16 protein-coding genes are annotated in these 21,899 nt (G+C 70.2%); 10 read left to right on the top strand and 6 right to left on the bottom strand.

Features of this window, described 5'->3' with window-relative positions; genetic code table 11:
• The first annotated feature begins 65 nt into the window (after positions 1 to 65).
• From QWJ90_RS10680 to glgB, 9 genes are all read left to right on the top strand, one after another.
• Positions 66 to 1,025 (top strand): Bug family tripartite tricarboxylate transporter substrate binding protein, encoded by a 960-nt coding sequence (locus QWJ90_RS10680; RefSeq protein WP_290107805.1) that lies wholly within the window; start codon positions 66 to 68, stop codon positions 1,023 to 1,025.
• Positions 1,025 to 1,543, top strand: coding sequence for a tripartite tricarboxylate transporter TctB family protein (locus tag QWJ90_RS10685; protein WP_290107806.1), 519 nt, complete (start codon positions 1,025 to 1,027; stop codon positions 1,541 to 1,543). The genes QWJ90_RS10680 and QWJ90_RS10685 overlap by 1 nt, the downstream gene beginning before the upstream one ends.
• Positions 1,540 to 3,189: a tripartite tricarboxylate transporter permease gene (locus tag QWJ90_RS10690; RefSeq protein WP_290107807.1), complete on the top strand. Its 1,650-nt coding sequence runs from the start codon at positions 1,540 to 1,542 to the stop codon at positions 3,187 to 3,189. Before QWJ90_RS10685 ends, QWJ90_RS10690 begins: the two co-directional genes overlap by 4 nt.
• Positions 3,186 to 4,055 carry a dihydrodipicolinate synthase family protein gene (locus QWJ90_RS10695; protein WP_290107809.1) on the top strand — a complete coding sequence of 290 codons (870 nt, stop codon included), beginning with the start codon at positions 3,186 to 3,188 and terminating at the stop codon, positions 4,053 to 4,055. Before QWJ90_RS10690 ends, QWJ90_RS10695 begins: the two co-directional genes overlap by 4 nt.
• A 15-nt stretch (positions 4,056 to 4,070) precedes the next feature.
• Positions 4,071 to 5,702, top strand: a complete 1,632-nt coding sequence (locus QWJ90_RS10700) for a fucose isomerase (RefSeq protein ID WP_290107811.1) — start codon at positions 4,071 to 4,073, stop codon at positions 5,700 to 5,702.
• 47 nt (positions 5,703 to 5,749) lie between these two features.
• Positions 5,750 to 6,646 carry a ribokinase gene (locus QWJ90_RS10705; protein WP_290107812.1) on the top strand — a complete coding sequence of 299 codons (897 nt, stop codon included), beginning with the start codon at positions 5,750 to 5,752 and terminating at the stop codon, positions 6,644 to 6,646.
• A 68-nt stretch (positions 6,647 to 6,714) separates the two neighbouring features.
• Positions 6,715 to 8,868, top strand: coding sequence for a glycogen debranching protein GlgX (gene glgX, locus QWJ90_RS10710; RefSeq protein ID WP_290107814.1), 2,154 nt, complete (start codon positions 6,715 to 6,717; stop codon positions 8,866 to 8,868).
• A gap of 67 nt (positions 8,869 to 8,935) precedes the next feature.
• Positions 8,936 to 10,936: an alpha-1,4-glucan--maltose-1-phosphate maltosyltransferase gene (locus QWJ90_RS10715; protein ID WP_290107815.1), complete on the top strand. Its 2,001-nt coding sequence runs from the start codon at positions 8,936 to 8,938 to the stop codon at positions 10,934 to 10,936.
• Positions 10,933 to 13,152, top strand: coding sequence for a 1,4-alpha-glucan branching protein GlgB (glgB, locus tag QWJ90_RS10720; protein ID WP_436836699.1), 2,220 nt, complete (start codon positions 10,933 to 10,935; stop codon positions 13,150 to 13,152). The genes QWJ90_RS10715 and glgB overlap by 4 nt, the downstream gene beginning before the upstream one ends.
• A 528-nt stretch (positions 13,153 to 13,680) precedes the next feature.
• Here glgB and QWJ90_RS10725 read toward each other — a convergent pair.
• The 5 genes from QWJ90_RS10725 to QWJ90_RS10745 form a co-directional block, all read right to left on the bottom strand.
• A complete protein-coding gene (locus tag QWJ90_RS10725) occupies positions 13,681 to 15,366 on the bottom strand; it encodes a glycoside hydrolase family 13 protein (RefSeq protein ID WP_290107816.1) in 1,686 nt (561 codons plus the stop codon).
• A 35-nt stretch (positions 15,367 to 15,401) separates the two neighbouring features.
• Entirely contained in the window at positions 15,402 to 17,078 is a 1,677-nt protein-coding gene (locus QWJ90_RS10730) for a glycoside hydrolase family 13 protein (RefSeq protein ID WP_290107818.1), read from the bottom strand.
• Positions 17,079 to 17,112: 34 nt separating this feature from the next.
• A complete protein-coding gene (locus QWJ90_RS10735) occupies positions 17,113 to 17,934 on the bottom strand; it encodes a carbohydrate ABC transporter permease (protein WP_290107875.1) in 822 nt (273 codons plus the stop codon).
• Between the two features lie 83 nt (positions 17,935 to 18,017).
• Positions 18,018 to 18,929, bottom strand: coding sequence for a carbohydrate ABC transporter permease (locus QWJ90_RS10740; protein ID WP_290107819.1), 912 nt, complete (start codon positions 18,927 to 18,929; stop codon positions 18,018 to 18,020).
• Positions 18,926 to 20,224 carry an ABC transporter substrate-binding protein gene (locus tag QWJ90_RS10745; RefSeq protein WP_290107820.1) on the bottom strand — a complete coding sequence of 433 codons (1,299 nt, stop codon included), beginning with the start codon at positions 20,222 to 20,224 and terminating at the stop codon, positions 18,926 to 18,928. The genes QWJ90_RS10740 and QWJ90_RS10745 overlap by 4 nt, the downstream gene beginning before the upstream one ends.
• Before the next feature lie 115 nt (positions 20,225 to 20,339).
• On the opposite strand from QWJ90_RS10745, the gene QWJ90_RS10750 reads away from it, so the two are divergent.
• Positions 20,340 to 21,503 carry an ROK family protein gene (locus QWJ90_RS10750; protein ID WP_290107821.1) on the top strand — a complete coding sequence of 388 codons (1,164 nt, stop codon included), beginning with the start codon at positions 20,340 to 20,342 and terminating at the stop codon, positions 21,501 to 21,503.
• A 68-nt stretch (positions 21,504 to 21,571) separates the two neighbouring features.
• Here the strand turns inward: QWJ90_RS10750 and QWJ90_RS10755 are convergent, their stop codons facing one another.
• Positions 21,572 to 21,841 carry a GlsB/YeaQ/YmgE family stress response membrane protein gene (locus QWJ90_RS10755; RefSeq protein ID WP_290107822.1) on the bottom strand — a complete coding sequence of 90 codons (270 nt, stop codon included), beginning with the start codon at positions 21,839 to 21,841 and terminating at the stop codon, positions 21,572 to 21,574.
• Positions 21,842 to 21,899 lie beyond the last annotated feature (58 nt).

The raw sequence follows: 21,899 nt of genomic DNA on the forward strand, positions 1-21,899 counted from the left end.
CAGTAAACGTGTCATGCTCGTCTCGCCCGACATCGTCGTTCGGGATCGCACCGAGAGGAGCAACGATGCCCCGCCCCATCCGTTTCGCCGCAGCAATCGCCGGCGCTGGCCTCACCGCCGTGGCGCTCGCCGCCTGCACCCCCGTCGCCGAAGAGGGGGAAGCCTCCTCCTACCCGGAGAAGGACATCCGACTCATCATCCAGGCCGACGCCGGCGGCGGCTCCGACCTCTCGTCCCGCGCGCTCGCAACCGAGCTCGAGGGCATCCTCGATGTGAGCGTCATCCCGGAGAACATGCCGGGGGCCTCGGGAGCGCTCGCGATGGAGTACGTGGCCGAGCAGGAGCCGGACGGCTACGTCATCGGCTTCGGCCCCGTCGAGATCTCCATGCTGAACACCACGCAGAACGCTGACGTGCTGCCGGAGAACTACGACCTCCTCGGCCAGATCATGCTCGCCCCCGGTGTCATCTCGGTGAGCGCCGACAGCGACATCCAGTCGCTGGAGGACCTCGTCGCGCAGGCGGAGTCGGGCGCGGTCACGGTGTCGAACTCGGGCGCCGGCTCCATCTGGGAGGCAGCCACCCTCGGCCTCGGTGAGGCGACAGGCGCCGAGTTCCAGCCGGTGCCGTACGACGGCGGCGCGACCGCAGTCAGCGCCGCCGCGTCGGGAGAGGTCGTCGCTGCCGTCTCCGGCGTCGGCGAGGCCCTCGCGCAGGAGGACTCCGTGCGCGTCCTCGCGATCATGCACGGCGAGCGCCACCCCGACCTGCCCGACGTCCCGACCGTCTCCGAGGCCGTCGGCGAGGACGTCGAGTTCGGCGGCTGGGGCGGCATCTACGCCCCCGCCGGCCTTCCCGGCGACGTGCACGACACTCTCGAGGCCGCGATCGCCGAGGCGGTCCAGAGCGACACCTACCAGGACTTCCAGAAGAACGCAGGCAACCTGGTCGTCTACCGCGACTCCGCCGAGTTCACGACGTTCGTCGAGGACCAGTTCACGCAGTTCCAGGAGCTGCTGGGCTGATGAGCTCGTCCGTCGACATCGAGACGGGCGCGCCTCCGCGCCCGTCTCGGGCGCTCGAGATCGCCTTCGCCGTGCTCGCGCTGGCGGGCTCCGCCGCCTACCTCGTGCTGGCGACGCAGATCGAGCTGCGCCGCGAGTCCGCGGGCGGCATGGACGCACGCAGCTGGCCGATCGTGCTGGGGGTGGCGGCGGTGGCCGTCGCCATCGCCCTCCTCGCGATCGCGCTCACCCGCCCGCCGGCCACGCGCGACGACCTCGAGAGCGTCTCGCCGGGCGGCTGGCTGCGGGCGGCGCTCGCCCTCGTCGTCTCGGCCGCCTTCATCGCGCTGTGGTCGGTGGGCGACGTCATCGCCTTCGGCTACCGCATCGAGCTCTTCCCGATCGTCGCCGCCCTGTATCTCTTCGTGCTCATGCTGGTCTTCGGTCAGCGTCGCCGGCTCGGGCTCATCGTCTATCCCCTCGCCATCACGGCCTTCATCTACGTCGTGTTCGGCATGCTCCTGAGGATCCCCCTGTGAACGCGCTCGCCGAGGGACTCGGCTCCCTCCTGGACATCTCCGTCGCCCTCTACATGCTCGTCGGGCTCCTGCTCGGCTTCCTCGTCGGCGCCTTCCCCGGCATCACCGCCACCATGGCGGTCGCGCTCGCCGCCGGGTTCACCATGACGCTCGAACCCGTGCAGGGCCTCGCGGTGCTGCTGACCATCTACGTCGCCGCGAACTTCGGCGACCGCGTGCCGGCCATCCTCGTGAACACCCCGGGGACTCCCGCCTCGGTCGCGACGACACTCGACGGCTATCCCATGGCGAAGCAGGGGCGCGCGGGGCTCGCCCTGACCATCTCCGCCATCGTCAGCGCGGTCGGCATCCTCGCCTCGGTCGTCCTGTTCGCGGCGCTCGCCGTGCCGATCGCGACGCTCGCGCGCAACTACTTCCGCTCGCCGGAGCTCTTCGCCCTCGTGCTCTTCGGCATCGCCATCATGATCGGCATCTCATCGAAGTCCATGCTGAAGGGCGTGCTGGCCGGCCTCATCGGGCTCATGCTCGGCAGCGTGGGCACGTACGCGGCCACCGCCGACCAGCGCTTCACGTTCGGCGTGCTCGAGCTGGCCGAGGGCCTCAACTTCATCGCCGTGATCATCGGCCTGTTCGGCATCGCCGAGCTGCTCGATCAGCTCATCACCCACCACGAGTCGAAGGTGCGCCCCATCTCGTCTCTCGGGCGATGGCTGCCGAACCGCGGCGAGCTCAAGCAGACCGGGCGTGCGGTCGCCGTCAGTGGCGCGGTGGGCCTCGGCGTCGGACTCATCCCCGCCGCGGGCGGCGACATCGCCGGCCTCATCGGCTGGGAGCGCGCGCGAGCCGCGTCGAAGCAGCCCGAGCTGTTCGGCAAGGGCTCGATCGAGGGGGTCGCGGCATCCGACACCGCCTCGAGCGCCACCCTCGGCGGGTCGCTCACCACGACCATGGCGCTCGGCATCCCGGGCGACTCGGTGATGGCGGTGATGATCGGATCGATGATCATCTGGGGGATCACGCCCGGTCCCACCCTCTTCGCGGATCGCCCCGAGCTCGTCGTCTCGATCACCGCGATCATGACGGTGGCCACCCTGCTCTCGCTGGGCCTCAGCCTCATCCGCATGCGCGGGATGGTCAAGCTGCTGGACATCCCCCGCCCCTACCTGTGGAGCGGCATCCTCGTCTTCTGCATCATCGGCACCTACGCGACGTCGAACAGCATCTCCGCTGTCGTGCAGATGCTGGTCTTCGGAGTGGTCGGCCTCGTCTTCAAGCGCCTGGCCATCCCCGCGGGGCCCGTGGTCCTGGGGCTCCTCCTCGGCCCGCTGGCGGAGCAGAACCTCGCTCGCACCCTGGCCATCCTGCCCACCCAGCCCTTCTTCTCGGTGGTGAGCCCGATCGCGCTCGTGCTCCTCGCGCTGGCGGTGGCCTCCGTCGTCGTGCCGGTGATCCGCAACGCGCGGCGCCCTCCGGAGAAGCGCTCCTCCCTGGCCGACTCCGTGCTCAGCGACGAGACCGTCGCCGAGATCGAGCAGGCCCATGACGAGCTGCGGGGCCGCCCCGATCTGCTCACCTCGACCATCCGCAGCGACGGGGCACCGCAACCGCCTCGCCGCCGCAAGAACCGCAAGGAGCCCCGCTCATGACCCGCCGCGACATCCTCACCGCCGTGCCGACGTCCTTCCACGCCGACGGCAGCCTCGATCTCGAGGGCAGCCGGTCGATCTTCCGCTACGTCGCGCAGTCGGGCAACGAGGGCGCCTTCGTGCTCGGCACGACAGGGGAGTTCCCGGCGATCGACGACGCGGAGTTCGCGCAGCTCGTCGAGGCCGCGCTCGCCGACCTCGGCGACGCCATGCGCGTGGTCGTGCACGTCGGCGCACCCAGCGCGTTCGAGGCGGTGCGGCGCGTGCGCGCGGCGCGCGAGCTCGGCGCGACCGAGTTCGCCGCCGTCACGCCGTACTACCTGCCGACCTCCGACGCCGCGCTGCTGCGTTATTACGACGCCCTCTCCGAGGCGGTCGGCGACGGCAGCCTCTACGTCTACGTCTTCCCGGCCCGCACCGGCAACCCGGTCTCGCCCGAGCTCCTCGGACGCATCGCCGAGCGGTCGAACATCGTGGGTGTGAAGGCCAGCGAGCTCTCGCTCGATGAGATCGCCGCGTACCGCGCCGCGGTGCCCGAGGAGTTCGTCATCTACACCGGCGCCGACCGCGACCTCGTCGCGGCGGGCGAGGTGGGCGCGCAGGGGGTGGTCTCCGGGGTGTCGTCGGTGCTGCCCAAGCCCTTCCGTGCGCTCGCCGCCGCAGCGGATTCCGGCGACCCCGATCGGGTGGCCGCCGCGCAGGCCGACGTCGACGACATCGTGTCGGTGATCGGCGGCGACATGCCGCGCATGAAGGCGGCCTACCGCGCGATGGGCGTCGCCGACGGCTACTGCCGCATGGCGCTCGACGAGCCATCCGCCGACGCACTGTCCGAGATCGACCGCGTCATCGCGGCCCACCGCTGACCGAGAGGAGCCGACATGTCCTACACCCTCCCCGCTCCGGCCATCCGCCCCGAGCTCGCCGCGAAGACGGCGTACCTGATCGCCAGCGGCGATCTGCGCGAGTCGGCCAACACGGCCGGATGGCCGACGCAGGTCGAGCTGGAGGCCGCCGTCACGCGCGTGGTGGAGGGCCTGGGCTGGCAGGTCGTCCGCGCCAACGAGGTCGACCCGGAGACCGGACACGGCTTCATCTCGAGTCAGCGGATGGGGCTGGAGGTGTTCAAGACCATCCCCGAGGACGCTCCGCTCATCGTCGCGGAGGCGGTGTGGCAGTACTCCCATCACGTGCTCGCCGGCCTCCGCACCCATCGGGGCCCGGTGCTCACGGTGGCGAACTTCGCGGGCGACTGGCCCGGGCTCGTCGGGTTGCTCGGGCTCAACGCGGGTCTGGCGAAGATGGGCCGCGACTATGCCACGATCTGGTCGGTCGACTTCACCGACGACTGGTTCCGCGATGGCATCCGCGAGTGGATCGAGACGGGGAGCATCGCACACGACATCTCGCACGTGCGGCCGCTGCCGGAGCTGCCCGCGAGCGCGGAGCGGGAGCTCGGCCGCGCGCTCGGCGACCAGCTGCTGGCGGACAAGGCGCTCATCGGCGTCTTCGACGAGGGCTGCATGGGCATGTACAACGCGATCTTCGACGACGAGCTGCTGAACCCCACCGGCATCTACAAGGAGCGGCTGTCGCAGTCCGCCCTCTACGCCGAGATGCTCACCGTCCCGGACGAGGAGGCGGACGCAGTCGGCGCATGGCTGCGCGATCGCGGCATGACCTTCCGTCTCGGAAGCGATGACAAGACTGAGCTCACCGAGACGCAGCTGCGCTGGCAGTTCAAGATGTACATCGCCGCGCTGCGCATGGCCGACGACTTCGGGCTCGACGCCGTGGGCATCCAGTACCAGCAGGGCCTGAAGGACCTCGTGCCCGCCTCCGACCTCGCCGAGGGGCTGCTGAACTCGACCGAGCGCCCGCCGGTCCGCTCCCGCGACGGCGCCCGCGAGCTCTACGCGGGGCGCGCGCTGCCGCACTTCAACGAAGCCGACGAGGGCGTCGCGGTCGACGCGCTGGTCACCGATCGCGTCTGGACCGCGATGGGCCTCGTGCCCGACAACACCCTGCACGACGTGCGCTGGGGCGAGGAGTACGACGGCCGGTTCGTGTGGGTCTACGAGATCTCCGGCTCGGTCCCCGGCTCGCACCTGGGCGGATGGGACCAGGCCGAGGGCTGGCGGCAGGACCCGGTCTTCTTCCCCGCCGGCGGCGCCACCGTCAACGGGGTCTCGAAGCCCGGCGAGCTCGTCATCTCCCGCGTCTTCATCGCCGAGGGCGTGCTGCAGGCCGACATCTTCCGCGGCACGGCGGTGGAGCTGCCGGCCGAGGAGACCGAGCGCCGCAAGCAGGCGACGAACCCGGAGTGGCCCATCGCGCACGTCGTGCTGCACGGCATCGACCGTGACCAGTTCATGGCGCGGCACCGGGCCAACCACGCGCAGGTCGTCTACGCACCCGACGCGGAGACCGCCGACCGCGCGCTGGTCGCGAAGGCCGCGATGCTCGACCGGATGGGCATCCGCGTGAACCTCGCCGGCGACGTGCGGGTCTGACGCGCCGGTAGCGTGGCGGGGAACACCGTCTCGAGGAGGGCACTCGCGTGAGCGAACCACGACACGTCGTCGTGCTGGGCAGCGCCAACATGGATCTCGTCACGCGTCAGCCGCGGCTGCCCGCACCGGGCGAGACCATGGCAGGCACCGACTTCACGACCGGCCCCGGTGGCAAGGGCCTCAACCAGGCCGTCGCCGCCCGGCGCGCCGGCGCCGAGGTGATGTTCCTCGGTGCGGTCGGCGACGACGGGTTCGGCGGCGAGCTGCGGGGGTTCCTCGCCGGCGAGGGCGTCGACGTCTCGGGGCTCCGCACCGCGCCGACGGCGACCGGCATCGCGCAGGTCAGCGTGCTGGACGGCGGCGAGAACAGCATCGTCATCGTCGCGGGTGCGAACGCAGCCGACGACCTGACGGATGGCGATCGCGCATCCATCGCCGGTGCTGCCGCGGTCGTGGTGCAGCTCGAGCGCCCGCTCGCGCTCGTCGAGCAGGCGCTCGCCGCGGCTCGCGCGGCGGGCGCCCTCACGGTGCTCACCCCCGCGCCGGTGCACGCCGACGCCGCGCGGCTGGTGCCGCTGGCCGACATCCTCGTCCCCAACGAGGCCGAGGCGCTCGCGCTGTCAGGGTCCGCGGACGCGGAGAGCGCAGCACGGAGCCTCAGCGGCGCGGGCGGCACGGCCATCGTCACCCGCGGCGCCCGGGGCGCAATCGTCGCGAAGCGCGGCGAGATCGTGGCGACGGTGCCCGCACCTGCGGTGGACGCGGTCGACACCACCGGGGCGGGCGACACCTTCGTCGGCGTGCTCGTGGCGTGGCTCATCCGCGGCGAGCCGATCGAGCGCGCGGTTCACGCGGCGAGCGTCGCGGCGGCCATCGCGGTGACGAGGCCCGGCGCCGCCGCCGCGATGCCGCAGCGGGCCGAGATCATGGCCGCCCTGAGCTGAGGAGCTCGTTCGCCCCGTGTCACGGCAGACGGCGCCCGGAGCCCCCTCGCGTCGTGGACAATGTGGGAGTGAGCGCCGAAACATGGTCCCGCACGGGAGAGAGCAGAGCGATCTGGCCGGGTCGCAACTGGCCCCTCGGCGCGACCTGGACCGCCGAGGCGACGAACTTCGCCGTGCACGCCCCTCGCGCCACTCGAGCATGGCTGTGCCTGTTCGATGAGGCGGATTCCGAGACGCGCCACGAGCTGACCGAGCACTCCCAGGGGATCTGGCACGGCGCCATCCCCGGAATCGTCCCCGGGCAGCGCTACGGCTATCGGGTGGATGGGCCGTGGGACCCGTCCCAGGGGTTCCGGCACAACCCGCAGAAGCTGCTGCTCGACCCGTACTCGCTCGCCACGAGCGGCACGATCGTCGCCGAGCAGCCGCTCTACGGCGTGAAATGGGACAACCCCGCCGTGCGCGACGACACCGACTCCGCCGCGTACACGGCGCGCAGCGTGGTGGTGGACCCGTCGTTCGACTGGCAGGGCGAGGAGCCGATCAAGCGGCGGTGGCGCGACACCGTGATCTACGAGCTGCACGTGAAGGGGTTCACGAGGCTGCACGACCGCATCCCCGAGCACCTGCGCGGAACGTATGCCGGTCTCACGGAGCCCGCGGTCGTGGACTACCTGCACGACCTCGGCGTGACGGCGGTGGAGCTGCTGCCCGTGCAGCAGTTCTTCTCGGAGCCCGCGCTCCTCGATCGCGGCCTCACGAACTACTGGGGATACAACACCCAGTCGTACTTCGCGCCGGATGCCTCGTACTCGGCCTCCGGCGACCGCGGCGGGCAGGTGCACGAGTTCAAGCGCATGGTGAAGGCGCTGCATGGCTCCGGCATCGAGGTCATCCTCGACGTCGTCTACAACCACACCGCCGAGGCGGGTCCGCGGGGACCCGTGCTGTCGTTCCGCGGACTCGACGACCGCGGGGTCTACAAGCGGGTGAAGGCGAAGGACGGCCGCTTCGACGACACGTACTGGGACGTCACGGGCTGCGGCAACACGGTGAACACGACCGACCCGATGACGCTGCGGCTCATCCTCGACTCGTTGCGGTACTGGGTGACGGAGATGCACGTCGACGGCTTCCGCTTCGATCTCACGTCGGCGCTCACTCGCACCGGCTACGACGTCGACTTCGCGTGCGCGTTCCTCATGGCGATTGACCAGGACCCGGTGCTGCGGCACGTGAAGCTCATCGCAGAGCCGTGGGACGTCTCCGCCGAGGGGTACCTCGTCGGCCGGATGCCGCAGCCGTGGGTGGAGTGGAACGACCAGTACCGCGACACCCTCCGCGACTTCTGGCGCGGGGAGGCCGCGGTCACCGATGTCGCGACGCGGCTGGCCGGGTCGAGCGACCTCTACGGTCGCCAGCGCACGCCCTACAACTCGATCAACTTCATCACCGCGCACGACGGCTTCACGCTGCGCGATCTCGTCAGCTACAACGGCAAGCACAATGAGGCCAACGGCGAGCAGAACCGCGACGGCACCGACGCGAACCGCTCCTGGAACCACGGGGTCGAGGGCGAGACGGACGACGCCGACATCCTCGCGCGGCGCCGCCGGCAGGCGATGAACCTCATGGCCTCGCTGTGCCTGTCGAACGGCGTGCCGATGATCACGGCGGGCGACGAGCGCGGCCGCACGCAGCGCGGCAACAACAACGCCTACTGCCAGGACAACGAGATCTCCTGGGTGGACTGGCGGGCGGACGACGCGTGGCTCGACGTGTACGAGCTGACGAAGGCCGCGCTGCGCCTGCGGCGCGAGCACCTCGCCCTGCGTCAGCGTCGATGGTTCGAGGGCCGGCCCACGGTCGAGGGCGGCCCCGCCGACCTGCTGTGGCTGCATCCGGAGGGCCACCGGATGCGGCACGGGGACTGGGCGGATCAGGGCCTCAAGGCGATCGGGATGTTCCTCTCGGGCGGCCCGCTGCGCGAGCCGGGCCCGCACGGCGAGCAGCTCGTGGACAACTCGTTCCTGCTCTGGTTCAACGCGGGAACCGGCGAGACGACCATCCGCCATCCCGAGAACGACTGGATCCGCACCGGGCGCGTGGTGCTCTCCACCGACGAGGCGGTGCCGGTCGGCACGGGCGTGTCCATCGAGGAGCCGCTCGTCCTCGGGCCGCAGAGCATGGTGGTCGTGCAGTCGCTCGGCGCGCCGCGCTGAGCGTCTCACTTCGACACGCGTCTGTCCAGCCTGTTCTCCCGGGGCCGGAGATGGCTAGGTTTGAGCCATGATCGGCCGCATCCCCGTGATCGAAGTCCATCCGCTCATCGAGGGCGGCGCCCTGCCGGCGAAGGCGACGCGCGGCGAGCCCCTCCCCGTCCGCGCGACGGTGTTCCGGGAGGGCCATGACCTGCTGGGCGCGGAGGTCGTGCTCACCGGTCCGGACGGCGTTCGCCGGCCGCCCGTGCGGATGCGCGAGCTGGTGAAGGGGACCGACCGCTATGAGGCGTGGGTCACGCCCGACGCGGAGGGGCCCTGGACTTTCGAGGTGCAGGCCTGGTCGGACTCCCTCGGCACGTGGGAGCACAACGCGAGCGTGAAGATCGCCGCGGGAGTGGACGTCGACCTCATGTTCCTCGAGGGGCGCCTGCTGCTGGAGCGGATCGATCGCGCGGCGCTCTCGGCGGACGAGACGGCGGTCCTCGACGCCGCCCTCGCCGTCACGACCGACGACTCCCGCCCGGCCGAAGAGCGGATGGCCGACCTCGCGGGCGACGAGCTGGTGGCGCTGTTCCGTGCGCACCCGCTGCGGGACCTCCTCACCACGGTGGGCCCCTACCCGCTGTTCGCCGACCGACCGCGTGCGCTGTTCGGCAGCTGGTACGAGTTCTTCCCGCGCTCGGAGGGCGCGCGAGTCGACCGGCGCACGGGCAAGGTGCGCAGCGGCACCTTCAAGACCGCGGCCAAGCGGCTGCCGGCGGTCGCGGCGATGGGCTTCGACGTGCTGTACCTCCCGCCGATCCACCCGATCGGCGAGGTGAACCGCAAGGGCCCCAACAACACCCTCACGCCGGGGCCGGATGACCCCGGGTCGCCGTGGGCGATCGGCTCCCGCCTCGGCGGACACGACGCCATCCACCCCGACCTCGGCACGTTCGACGACTTCGACGCGTTCGTGCGGCGGGCTCGCCGGCTCGGCATCGAAGTCGCCCTCGACCTCGCCTTGCAGGCCGCCCCCGACCATCCCTGGGCGCAGACGAACCCCGAGTTCTTCACCACGCGCGCCGACGGCACCATCGCCTACGCGGAGAACCCGCCGAAGAAGTACCAGGACATCTATCCGGTCAACTTCGACAACGACTTCGACGGCATCTACAACGAGGTGCTGCGCGTGCTGCGTGTGTGGATGGACCACGGTGTGCGGATCTTCCGCGTCGACAACCCGCACACGAAGACCGTCGCCTTCTGGGAGAAGCTCCTCGGCGAGATCCGTCGCACCGACCCCGACGTGCTGTTCCTCTCCGAGGCGTTCACGCGGCCGGCGATGATGCGAACGCTCGGCGCGGTCGGCTTCCACCAGTCGTACACGTACTTCACGTGGCGCACCGAGAAGGAGGAGATCGAGGACTACCTGCGCGAGGTGTCGCACGAGACCGACCACGTGCTGCGGCCGAACTTCTTCGTCAACACCCCCGACATCCTGCACGCGTCCCTCCAGTACGGCGGGCCGGCCGCGTTCCGCATGCGCGCGACGCTGGCGGCGCTCAGCTCGCCCTCCTGGGGCATGTACGCCGGATACGAGCTCTACGAGCACGTGGCCGTGAAGACCGGCAGCGAGGAGTACCTCGACAGCGAGAAGTACCAGATCCGCATCCGCGACTGGGAGGGCGCCGAGCAGGAGGGGCGCACGCTCGCGCCGTACGTGACGCAGCTCAACCAGCTGCGCCGCGCGCATCCCGCGCTGCAGCTGCTGCGCAACATCGTCGTGCACGACACCGACGACGACCATATCCTCTGCTTCTCCAAGTCCGACGGGGCGGGCGACACGGTGATCGTCGTGATCAACCTCGACCCGCACGGCACACGGGAGACCATCGTGCATCTCGACCTCGAGGCCGCAGGGTTGCCCGAGCAGTTCGTCGTCCGCGACGAGCTCACCGGAGCGGAGTGGACGTGGGGCGCCCACGACTACGTGCGGCTCGACCCCGGGTACGAGGTCGCGCACATCCTCACGGTGCGCCCGCTCGCCGAGGAATCGGCCACGACCATCCGAGAGGACATCTCGTGACCGCCGCATCGCCATCCGCTCGCCCCGCCGACCACACGGTGCTCGCGCAGATCGCGCGCGGCGAGCACGGCAATCCGCACACGATTCTCGGTCCGCATCCGCACGACGGCGCCGTCACCGTCCGCGTGCTGAAGCCGCTCGCGCAGTCCGTGACGGTTCGCTACCGACTCCCCGCTCCGACGCGGAAGAACCCGGACGGATGGGCCGTGGTCGCCCTCGAGCACGAGCACGAGGGCGTGTGGGCGGGGGTGCTCCCGATCGCCGAGGTCCCCGTCTACCGGCTCGAGATCGCGTACGAGGGCAGCGAGCCCATCGAGCGCGACGATCCGTACCGGTTTCTGCCGACGCTCGGCGAGGTCGACCTGCACCTCATCGGCGAGGGGCGCCACGAGCAGCTGTGGCAGGTGCTCGGCGCGCACGTGCACCGCTACGACGGCCTCGGCGTCGCTCCCGACGTCACCGGAACCGCGTTCGCCGTCTGGGCGCCCCGCGCCCGCGCGGTGCGCGTGAAGGCCGACTTCAACGGCTGGAGTGGACGCGAGCACCCCATGCGGCGTCTCGACGGCGGCGTGTGGGAGCTGTTCGTCCCCGACGTCGGCAACGGCACCACGTACAAGTACGAGATCCTCGGTGCCGACGGCGTGTGGCGCGAGAAGGCCGACCCCTTGGCGGAGTGGGCGGAGGTGCCGCCGCGCACCGCGTCGCGCGTCTTCTCCTCGGAGTACGCCTGGGGGGACGACGAGTGGATGGCCGCGCGTGCGACGGGCGGAAGTGTCGACTCCCCGATGTCGATCTACGAGATGCACCTCGCCTCGTGGCGTCGGGACCGCTCGTACGAGCAGCTGGCGGACGAGCTCGTGCCGTACCTCGCAGACCTCGGCTTCACGCACGTGGAGCTGATGCCCGTCATGCAGCATCCGTTCGGAGGGTCGTGGGGCTATCACGTCACGGGCTACTACGCCGCGGACAGCCGCTTCGGCGACCCCGACGGCCTGCGCCTGCTCATCGACCGACTGCACCAGGCGGGCATCGGCGTCATCCTGGACTGGGTGCCCGGGCACTTCGCGACCGACGAGTGGGCGCTCGTACGCTTCGACGGCGCTCCGCTGTACGAGGACCCGAACCCGCAGCGCGGCTGGCACAAGGAGTGGGGGTCGCACATCTTCGACTTCGGTCGTCCCGAGGTGCGCAACTTCCTGTACGGCAACGCGCTGTACTGGCTCGAGGAGTTCCACGCCGACGGCCTCCGCGTGGACGGCGTCGCGTCGATGCTGTACCTCGACTACGCGAGGAAGGACGGGGAGTGGACCCCGAACATCCACGGCGGTCATGAGAACCTCGAGGCCGTGCAGTTCCTGCAGGAGCTCAACGCGACCGCGTACAAGCGGGTGCCCGGCATCGCGATGATCGCGGAGGAGTCCACGGCGTGGCCGGGCGTGACCGGTCCGACGAGCGACGGCGGGCTCGGCTTCGGGTTCAAGTGGAACATGGGCTGGATGCACGACACCCTGCAGTACCTGCAGCGCGATCCCGTGCACCGCGGCTATCACCACGGCGAGATGACCTTCTCGCTCGTGTACGCCTGGAGTGAGAACTACGTGCTGCCGCTGTCGCACGACGAGGTCGTGCACGGGAAGGGCTCGCTGCTGCGGAAGATGCCAGGCGATCGCTGGCGGCAGCTGGCCACGCTGCGCGCGTACTACGGGTTCATGTGGGCGCATCCGGGCAAGCAGATGATCTTCATGGGCTCGGAGTTCGGCCAGGACGCCGAGTGGGCGGAGTCGCGCGAGCTGGACTGGTGGCTGCTCGATCACCCCGAGCACGAGGGGCTGCGCTCCGCCGTCCGCGACATCAACACCCGGTACCGGGAGTCGCCCGCCATCTGGCGCTCGGACGGCGACCCGGCATCGTTCCAGTGGGTGCAGGGCGACGACGCCGCCGGCAACGTGTTCGCGTGGGTGCGGCGCAGCGACGGTGAGGAGCTGCTGTCGGCGACGAACTTCGCCGCCGCGCCCCACCACGGCTACCGTCTCGGCTTCCCCGCCCCGGGTGAGTGGGAGGAGTGCCTGAACACCGACGCCGAGGCGTACGGCGGGTCGGGCGTCGGGAACATGGGCGGCGTGACGGCAGTGGCTGGCGAGCATCACGGCTGGCCGGCCTACGCCGACGTGACGCTGCCGCCGCTCGCGACGGTGTGGTTCCGCCGCCAGAGCTGATCGACGCAGACACGGACGCGCCGCCTCCCTTCGGGGAGGCGGCGCGTCTGCGTCGCTGCGGGAACGCGCGCGGCATGTCTCACTTCCTGCGGCCATCCGTCCGGATAGGCCGCGGCGAGTGAGACATGGGTGCTCTGGTGGGGTTGCCGTGTCTCACTGCGGGTGGTTATGGCGGGCGGATGGCCGCGGCGAGTGAGACATGGGTGCCCTGGTGGGGTTGCCGTGTCTCACTGCGGGTGGTTATGCCGGGCGGATGGCCGCGGCGAGTGAGACATGGGTGCCCTGGTGGGGTTGCCGTGTCTCACTGCGCGCGGTTATGGCGGGCGGATGGCCGCGGCGAGTGAGACATGGGTGTCCTGGTGGGGTTGCCGTGTCTCACTGCGGGTGGTTATGCCGGGCGGATGGCCGCCGCAAGTGAGACACGGGTGCCCTGGTCGGGTCGCCGTGTCTCACTGCGCGCGGTCATGGCTGGCGCATGGCCGCGGCGAGTGAGACATGGGTGCCCTGAGCACGCGCCCCACCCGCGACTCAGCCCCGGCGCAGCCAGACGGTCGTCGCACCCGGCAGCTTGCCGTCTGCAAGCGGGCCGCTCGCGAGGAGCACCTCGCCCTCGGGCAGCGGCCCCGCGGCGTCGCCGAAGTTCATCACGCATACCCACCCACCCGGGCGAGTGAAGGCGAGCACGTCGCCGTGCGTGAGCTCCTCGTCCCAGGCGAGCGTCTCCTCGGTCTGCAGCTCGTGCCGCAGGCGCAGGGCCTCGCGATAGAGGTTGAGCGTCGAGGTCGGATCCTCCTCCTGCGCCTCGACGGAGACGTCGGCGAACCAGGCCGGCTGCGGCAGGTGGGCGCCGTTCGCGCCGAAGCCGAACGACGGGCCCTCGCTCGTCCACGGCAGCGGCACGCGGCATCCGTCGCGCCCGATCTCCGCCCCCGCGCTGCGGAAGAACGACGGGTCCTGTCGGGCGCCGGCCGGGATGTCGCCCACCTCATGGAGGCCGAGCTCCTCGCCCTGGTACAGATACGCGGAGCCGGGCAGGGCGAGCTCCAGCAGGGTCGCCGCCCGTGCGCGCCGCAGACCGAGGTCACGGTCGAGCTCGGCCTCGGGGGCGCCGCGGACGAGCCACTCCTTGCTCGCGCCGGCCATGATCTGCGTCGCGTCCACCTCGTGCTCGGGCTGCGGGAGGCCGTAGCGCGTGGCGTGGCGCACCACGTCGTGGTTCGAGAACACCCAGGTCGTGGACGACCCGGACTCCGCCGACATCGCGAGGTTGTCGGCGATGATCGTGCGGAAGGCGGCGGCGTCGTACTCGGCCTCGAGCAGGTCGAAGTTGAACGCCTGGCCGAGCCCCTCCGCGCTCGCGTAGCGGGGTCGGCGCGTCGACTCGACCCAAGCCTCGGCCACGGCGATCTTCGGCGGGTCGTACTCGTCGAAGACGCGACGCCAGTCAGCGTAGATGTCGTGCACCTCATCGCGGTCCCAGAGCGGGTGCTGCCCGGGCTCGGTCATGGCCTTCATCTCCGCCGACGACGGCAGCTGCTCGGGGAGGTCCTTGGCGAGGCCGTGTGCGACGTCCACGCGGAAGCCGTCCACTCCGCGGTCCGCCCAGAAGCGCAGGGTCGTCCGGAAGTCGGCGCGGACCTCCTCGTTGTCCCAGTTGAGGTCCGGCTGCTCCGTGGCGAAGAGGTGCAGGTACCACTGGCCGTCCGCGACGCGTGTCCACGCGGGGCCGCCGAAGATGCTCTCCCAGTCGGCCGGCGGGAGCTCGCCGTTCTCGCCGCGGCCATCGCGGAAGATGTAGCGCTCCCGCGCGGGCGACCCGGCGGGCGAGGCGAGCGCCTCCTGGAACCACTCATGCCGGTCGGACGAGTGGTTCGGGACGAGGTCGACGATGAGGCGGATGCCTGCAGCGTGGAGCGCGGCGACCATCTCGTCGAACTCGTCGAGGGTGCCGATGCGCGGGTCCACGTCGCGGTAGTCGTCGACGTCGTACCCACCGTCGGCGAGCGCGGACGGATAGAACGGGCTCAGCCAGACCGCGTCGATGCCGAGCGTCTGCAGGTACGGGATCCGCGACATGATGCCGCGCAGGTCCCCGATCCCGTCGCCGTTCGCATCCGCGAACGAACGGGGGTAGATCTGGTAGACGGCGGCCTGACGCCACCAGTCGGCGGCGGGGATGAGGAGCGGGTCGGTGGTCTCGGTCAGTGTCGTCATGGTGTCTCTCTCAGAAGAGGGGCGGATGGCGGTGGTCAGGGGCGTCGGAGCCAGGCGGTCGCGTCGCCGGGCAGGCGGCCGTCCTGGATGGGCCTGCTCGCGAGGAGCAGATCGCCCTCGGGCAGGGGCACGGGCTCCTCGCCGAAGTTGGTGACGTTCGTCCAGCCGCCCGGGCGACTGAAGACGAGCACGTCGTCGTGGGAGAGCGCGTCGTCCCAGGCGAGCGTCTCCTCCGTCTGCAGCTCGCGGCGCAGCCGAAGGGCCTCGCGGTACAGGCCGAGCGTGGATGCGGGATCGTCCTCCTGCACCTCCACCGCCACGTCGGCGAACCAGGCCGGCTGCGGCAGGTGCGCGCCGTCGGAGCCGAAGCCGAACGACGAGCCGCTCGCCGTCCAGGGGAGCGGCACGCGGCACCCGTCGCGGCCGAGACCGTCGTAGGTCCACTCCGGCTGGCCCACGGAACGGTGGTAGGCGGGGTCCTGGCGATCCTCGGGCGCGAGATCGCCGACCTCGTGCAGGCCGAGCTCCTCGCCCTGGTAGAGGTACGCGCTGCCGGGGAGAGCGAGGAGGAACATCGTGGCGGCGCGCGCGCGACGCAGCCCCTGCTCGAGCTGGATGCCATCGACAGGCGCCCCCGCGAGCATCCACTCCACCCCCTGCTTAACGCCGGTGCGCCCGTTCAGCGGGGGCAGGCCGTAGCGGGAGGCATGGCGGGTGACGTCGTGGTTGGAGAGCACCCACGTCGAGGAGGCGCCGCTCGCCGCGGACTGCGCGAGGTTGTCGGCGACGATGCGACGGAACGGCTCGGCCGCGAAGTCGGCGGTGAGGAGGTCGAAGTTGAACGCCTGGCCGAGGCCGGCGGGCGATGCGTACTTGGCGCGTCGAGCCGGGGAGTCCACCCAGGCCTCAGCGACGGCCGTCCGCGGCGGATCGTACTCGTTGAACACGGACCGCCACTCGGCGTAGACCTCATGCACCTCGTCGCGGTCCAGGAGCGGGTGGATGCCGGAGTCGCGGTCGATCGCGTCGAGCTCGGCCTGCGACGGGAGCGGGTCGGCGAGGTCCTTGACGAGCAGGCTCGCCACGTCGACCCGGAAACCGTCGACACCGCGATCGGACCAGAAGCGCAGGGTCTTCAGGAAGTCGTCGCGCACCTCGCGGTTGTCCCAGTTGAAGTCCGGCTGCTCCTTCGCGAAGCTGTGCAGGTACCACTGCCCGTCGCCCACCGGCTCCCAGGCGAGACCGCCGAACGCCGCCGGCCAGTCGGCCGGGGGCAGCTCGCCGTGCTCGCCCCGGCCATCCCGGAAGATGTAGCGCTCGCGCTCGGCCGAGCCGCGGGGTGACCGCAGCGCAGCCAGGAACCACGGATGCTCGTTCGAGGAGTGGTTCGGCACGATGTCGACGACGACCCGGATGGCCGCACCGTGCAGCGCGGCCACCATCGCGTCGAACTCCTCCAGCGTCCCGATGCGCGGATCGACGTTCCGGTAGTCCGCCACGTCGTACCCGCCGTCGGCGAGTGCTGAGGGGTAGAACGGGCTCAGCCAGACCGCGTCGACGCCGAGCGATCGCAGGTACGGAACGCGAGAGGTGATGCCGCGCAGGTCGCCGATCCCGTCGCCGTTCGCGTCCGCGAACGAGCGGGGGTAGATCTGGTACACGGCGGCCTGGCGCCACCAGTCGGCGTCGGCGATCGCGGGTGCGTCTGTCATCGGTTCTGATTCTCCTCGGGATAGGGGATCGGGGTCAGCCCTTGACGGCGCCCTGGGTCACGCCCTCCATCACCCAGCGCTGCGCGAACAGGTAGGCGATGATGGCCGGGGCCATGGCCATCAGGTACGACGCGAACGCGACGTTGTAGTTGCTGCTGAACTGCGTCTGGAACAGGTTCTGCCGCACGGGCAGCGTCTGCAGGTTCGCATCGGAGATGATGAGCGACGGCATCATGAAGTCGTTCCACGCGTACAGGAAGGCGAAGATGCCGACCGTGGCGCTCATCGGGGCCAGCAGCGGGAAGATGAGCTTCCAGAAGGTCTGCCAGGTCGATGCCCCGTCGATGCGGGCGCTCTCCTCGAGCTCGATGGGGATCGAGCGGAGGAATGCGGTGAACAGCAGCACGCTGAAGCTCAGCTGGAACATCGTCGCGAGCAGGACGACGCCCAGCGGGTTGTCGAGCCCGACGCGTCCCGTGAGCTGGATCTGCGGCAGGGCCACGACGGGGAACGGGATGAACATCGCGCCGAGCAGGTAGAAGAACGACCAGCGGAAGAGCCGACGATCCCAGTTGCGCACGATCGCGAACGAGGCGAACGCGGCGAGGATGATCGTGGCGATGACGGTGCCGCCGGTGACGAACAGCGACATCGCGAAGCCGACCGGGAACCGCGTCAGCTGCCAGGCGTCGATGAAGCCCTGGATGCTGAAGGGTGCCGGCAGCGAGAACGCGTTGCCGCTGACGGCCTGCTGGCCGGTCTTCAGCGACATCGAGATCGTGACGTAGAGCGGCAGGAGCACGGTGACCGCGCAGAGGAGGAGCAGGATCGTTCCCGACCAGCTCACCCGCTCCATCCCGACCCTGGAGGAGGAGCGGTTGCTGCGGGAGCCGGTGACGATCGCCCTGGTGCTGCCCGTTCGGGCGGTGGTGGTGGACATCAGAGAGCGCTCCTTCCGCGCGTCAGGGAGAGCTGCACGATCGCGATGATGACGCTGATGATGAAGAACAGCGTGGCCGTCGCCATCTGGTAGGCGTAATCGCCCGTCTGGAACCCGCGGATGATCGTCATCGCGATGCTGCGGGTGGCGGTGCCCGGTCCGCCGCCCGTGAGGCCGACGATGATGTCGTACGCGTTGAGGAAGTTCTTGAAGCCGAGGATGACGTTGATGACGACGTAGCCGGCCACCAGCGGGAGCGTGATCCGCAGCAGCTGCTGCGACTTCGACGCGCCGTCGATGTCGGCGGCCTCGTACACCTCGCCGGGGATCGACAGGAGCCCCGCGATGTAGATGAGGAGGGTGCCGGGGATCGCCTGCCAGGCTGTGACGATCACGATGCCGATCCAGGCGAGGTCGGGATTGGCGAGGATGCTCGTCTCGAGGAACGGGATGCCCAGGGTCGAGCCGACGGCGGGCAGCGAGTTCTGGAAGAGGAACTGGAAGACGTAGGCGATGATGATGCCCGAGACCACCATGGGGATCACGAAGATCGCCCGCAGCCCGGTCTTGAAGCGGATGCGCGAGGTGAGGCCGACCGCGAGCAGGAACGCGGCGACGTTCACGAGCAGGACCGTGACGAGCGAGAACCCGAATGTGAACAGGAAGCTCGACAGGATGGCAGGGTCGCTGAAGGCGGCGACGTAGTTCGTGAAGCCGATGAACCTCCAGTCGCCGATGCCGATGGAGTCGGTCAGGCTGAAGAAGACGCCGATGACGGCGGGGAGCGTGATCGCCAGGGTGAACAGGGCGAGCGCGGGCAGCAGGAAGAGGTAGTAGATCGGCTCCACCCGCTTGCTGCTGCGTCGCACGCGGCGGTCGCCGCCGGTCAGGATGGTCGTGGTGGTGCTCACTTCGCCGTCTCCTCGCTCGAGATGACCGGCTGGCGGAACGCCAGCCGAGCCCAGTCCGCGTCCATCCGGCTGAGGACCGCGGTCGCGTCTTCTCCGAGAGCCAGCGACTGCGCGTAGTTCTCGGTGGGGATGGCCCGGGGGTTGAGGACCCCGGGACCCTGGTAGACCGCCCCCTCGTTGTAGAAGCCGATCATCCCCTCGATGCGCGGGTCACGCGGGTCCTCGCCCGTGGTGGTGGGGACGAAGCCGAGCTGCGATTCGTTGTACGCCTGGATGATCTGCGGCTGGAAGAGGTACTCGAGGAACGTGAAGGCGCCCTCCTTGTTCTGCGCCTCCTGGGGGATCATCGTGACGAGGTCCATGTTGACGCGCACCTTGAGGTCAGCGGGGTCGTCGGTCATGGGGAGGGGGAAGGTGCCCAGGTCGAGGTCGGGGGCGGTCTTCGCGATCTCGCTGAACGCCCAGGGCCCCTGGAGGTACATCGCGCCCTCGCCGTTCGCGAAGGCGACGTTGCCGAAGTCGTAGGTGCGGCTGGCGGCGTCGGGCTGCGTGTACTCGCGCGCCAGGAGCTGCATCTTCTCGATGGGCTCGAGGAAGTCCTTCTGGAACGACACCGCGGAGTCCGGACCGACGTCTGCACCCTGCTCGGCCATCCGGTCGTAGAAGTCGAAGACGTCGATCGACCCGCCGATCGCGTAGTCGAACCACCCCTGGTTGACGGTCCAGGCGTCGGCGAAGGTGGCGTAGAACGGCGCGACGCCGGCCGCCTTGAGAGTGTCGGCGACCTCGATGAGCTCGCTCCACGTCTCCGGCACCTCGAGGTCGTGCTCGGCGAAGATCTCCTTGTTGTAGATGACCGAGGCGGCCATCGCGGAGAAGGGGAGCGCGGTGGTGCGTCCCTCGCACTCGCCGTACTGGCTAAGCAGGTCGTCGATGTCCTCGCGGATGGTGCTGGCCGCCTGGGTCTCCGAGAGATCCACGAGCGCACAGCGCTGCACGAACCGGGAGACCTCGTGGTTGTAGTTCGCCAGCAGCAGGTCGGGCGGGTTGCCGCGGACGAAGCTCGCCGCCACGACATCGATGCCCGACGTATCCAGCTCGACCTCGAACTCGTCCTGCGCGGCGTTGAACTCGTCTACGACCTCCGTCATGAATCCGATGGCCTCGCGCTTGCTGAAGGCGAAATGCACCGTCTCGGCGCCGCTGCCCGAGCAGCCGACCATGAGCGCGGCCGTCAGCACCAGACCGGCGCCGCCCGCGGCGGCGCGAGCCGTCCTTCTCCGTTTCCCAGACATCCTCGTCCTCTCTTGCGCGGAGATTGATTCGATGAATAAATCTAAACACCGAATCTAATGAGGCAACCATCTCACCGAGAGAGCCTCCGGTCAAGTGGGTCAGTAAGGTCGAAGGATGGTCGAAGGTACGGCGAACTCGGCGCAGATGCTGCGTCGGATGAACTCCGACGCCGTGGTGCGCTTCGCGCTGCGGGTCGCCGAGTTCACGGCGGCCGAGGTCATGGCGGAGACCAGACTCGCGCGGGCCACGGTGCTCGGCGTGTGCGACGAGCTCGTCGAGGTCGGATGGCTCGAGGAGATCGAGGACAGCAGGGCGGCCGGACTCACGAGCAGAGGGCGGCCGGCGCGGCGCTACCGGTTACGCGACGCCGCCGGTGTCGTGCTCGGGATGGATGCAGGCGAACACCGCCTCACGGCCGTGGTCGCCGATCTGCGCGGCGTGGTCCTCGCAGAGGAGAGCGTGGACGTCCGGCCGGAGGCCGATGGCGTCGAGCGCCGCGCGGTCGCGGCGTCGCTCGCGGGGAGGGTCGCCGCGGGAGCCGGCGTGGAGCCCGACGACGTCCTGCTCGCGGTGGTGGGGATTCCCGCTCCGGTGAACACCGAGGGGCGCTCGCCGCGAGGGCGGAACGACTTCTGGACGCGCATGAACCCGGGCTTCTCCGGCATCGTGCCCGCGACCGTTCTCGTGGAGAACGATGCGAACCTGGCCGCGGTCGCCGAGCAGGCGAACGGCCTCGGCCCCGGGGACGTCGCCACCGTGCTGTCAGGGGAGCGGCTCGGGACGGGGGTCATCCTCGACGGGCACCTGCTGCGTGGAGCCCTCGGCGGAGCAGGGGAGATGCACTTCCTGGAGATCGTCGAGGGCGTGGGGTCGGCCGAGGGGATCGGCGCCCTCGCTCGGCAGTGGGGTAGGGCAGAGCTGGGCGAGGGCGGCGAGCAGATCGATGCGGAATCGGTCTTCCGGGCGGCTGCGAGCGGTGACGGCACCGCTCTCGACATCATCCGGCGCCTCGGCGAACGGGTGGCGCGCGTTGCGGTCATCCTCTCGAGCCTGCTCGGCGTCGAGCAGGTCGTCGTCGCCGGAGGGATCGCCGATGCGGTCGAGCCCGTGCTCATCCGCGCCCGGGAGGCGCTGGATGCGGGATTCTCCGAGCCGGTGCCGCGCCTCGTCGCCAGCGCGCTCGGCGGGCGGGTCGTCGTGCTCGGCGCGGTGGAGTTCGCGCTCGGGCGCGTGCGTGCGGAGCCGTCGGCGTTCTCCCCGCGGCCCGCTCGGACATGACGATGGCCGGCGCATCCCCCCGATGCGCCGGCCATCCTTGACTACCGGCACGCGGGTGCCGGACATTCTCAGTTGCGCGACTTGTTGCGTCCCGTGATGAGGCCCCAGATGAGCAGGACGATGATCGCCCCGCCGATCGCGAGGAGCCAGCTGCCGAGGTCCCAGAACTCGTCGACACCGACGCCGAAGATGGCCGAGCCGATCCATCCGCCGAGCAAGGCGCCGATCACGCCGAGGATGAGCGTGGCGATCCAGCCGCCGCCCTGCCGTCCGGGCAGGATGGCCTTCGCGATGGCTCCGGCGATGAGGCCGAGGATGAGGAATGCGATGAAGCCCATGTGACTGCTCCCTTCTAAGAGCGGTGCGCGGATGTGCGCCGCTGAAGCCAACCTACGT

The organism is Microbacterium oryzae (genome assembly GCF_030406385.1).
In the GTDB taxonomy this organism is placed as follows: domain Bacteria; phylum Actinomycetota; class Actinomycetes; order Actinomycetales; family Microbacteriaceae; genus Microbacterium; species Microbacterium oryzae_A.

Coding starts and splice junctions, on each gene's coding strand:
- QWJ90_RS10685 (WP_290107806.1), top strand. CDS start 1,025: ATGAGCTCGTCCGTCGACATCGAGACGGGCGCGCCTCCGCGCCCGTCT.
- QWJ90_RS10755 (WP_290107822.1), bottom strand. CDS start 21,841: ATGGGCTTCATCGCATTCCTCATCCTCGGCCTCATCGCCGGAGCCATC.
- QWJ90_RS10735 (WP_290107875.1), bottom strand. CDS start 17,934: ATGGAGCGGGTGAGCTGGTCGGGAACGATCCTGCTCCTCCTCTGCGCG.
- QWJ90_RS10680 (WP_290107805.1), top strand. CDS start 66: ATGCCCCGCCCCATCCGTTTCGCCGCAGCAATCGCCGGCGCTGGCCTC.
- QWJ90_RS10745 (WP_290107820.1), bottom strand. CDS start 20,224: ATGTCTGGGAAACGGAGAAGGACGGCTCGCGCCGCCGCGGGCGGCGCC.
- QWJ90_RS10730 (WP_290107818.1), bottom strand. CDS start 17,078: ATGACAGACGCACCCGCGATCGCCGACGCCGACTGGTGGCGCCAGGCC.
- QWJ90_RS10700 (WP_290107811.1), top strand. CDS start 4,071: ATGTCCTACACCCTCCCCGCTCCGGCCATCCGCCCCGAGCTCGCCGCG.
- QWJ90_RS10715 (WP_290107815.1), top strand. CDS start 8,936: ATGATCGGCCGCATCCCCGTGATCGAAGTCCATCCGCTCATCGAGGGC.
- QWJ90_RS10725 (WP_290107816.1), bottom strand. CDS start 15,366: ATGACGACACTGACCGAGACCACCGACCCGCTCCTCATCCCCGCCGCC.
- QWJ90_RS10695 (WP_290107809.1), top strand. CDS start 3,186: ATGACCCGCCGCGACATCCTCACCGCCGTGCCGACGTCCTTCCACGCC.
- QWJ90_RS10750 (WP_290107821.1), top strand. CDS start 20,340: ATGGTCGAAGGTACGGCGAACTCGGCGCAGATGCTGCGTCGGATGAAC.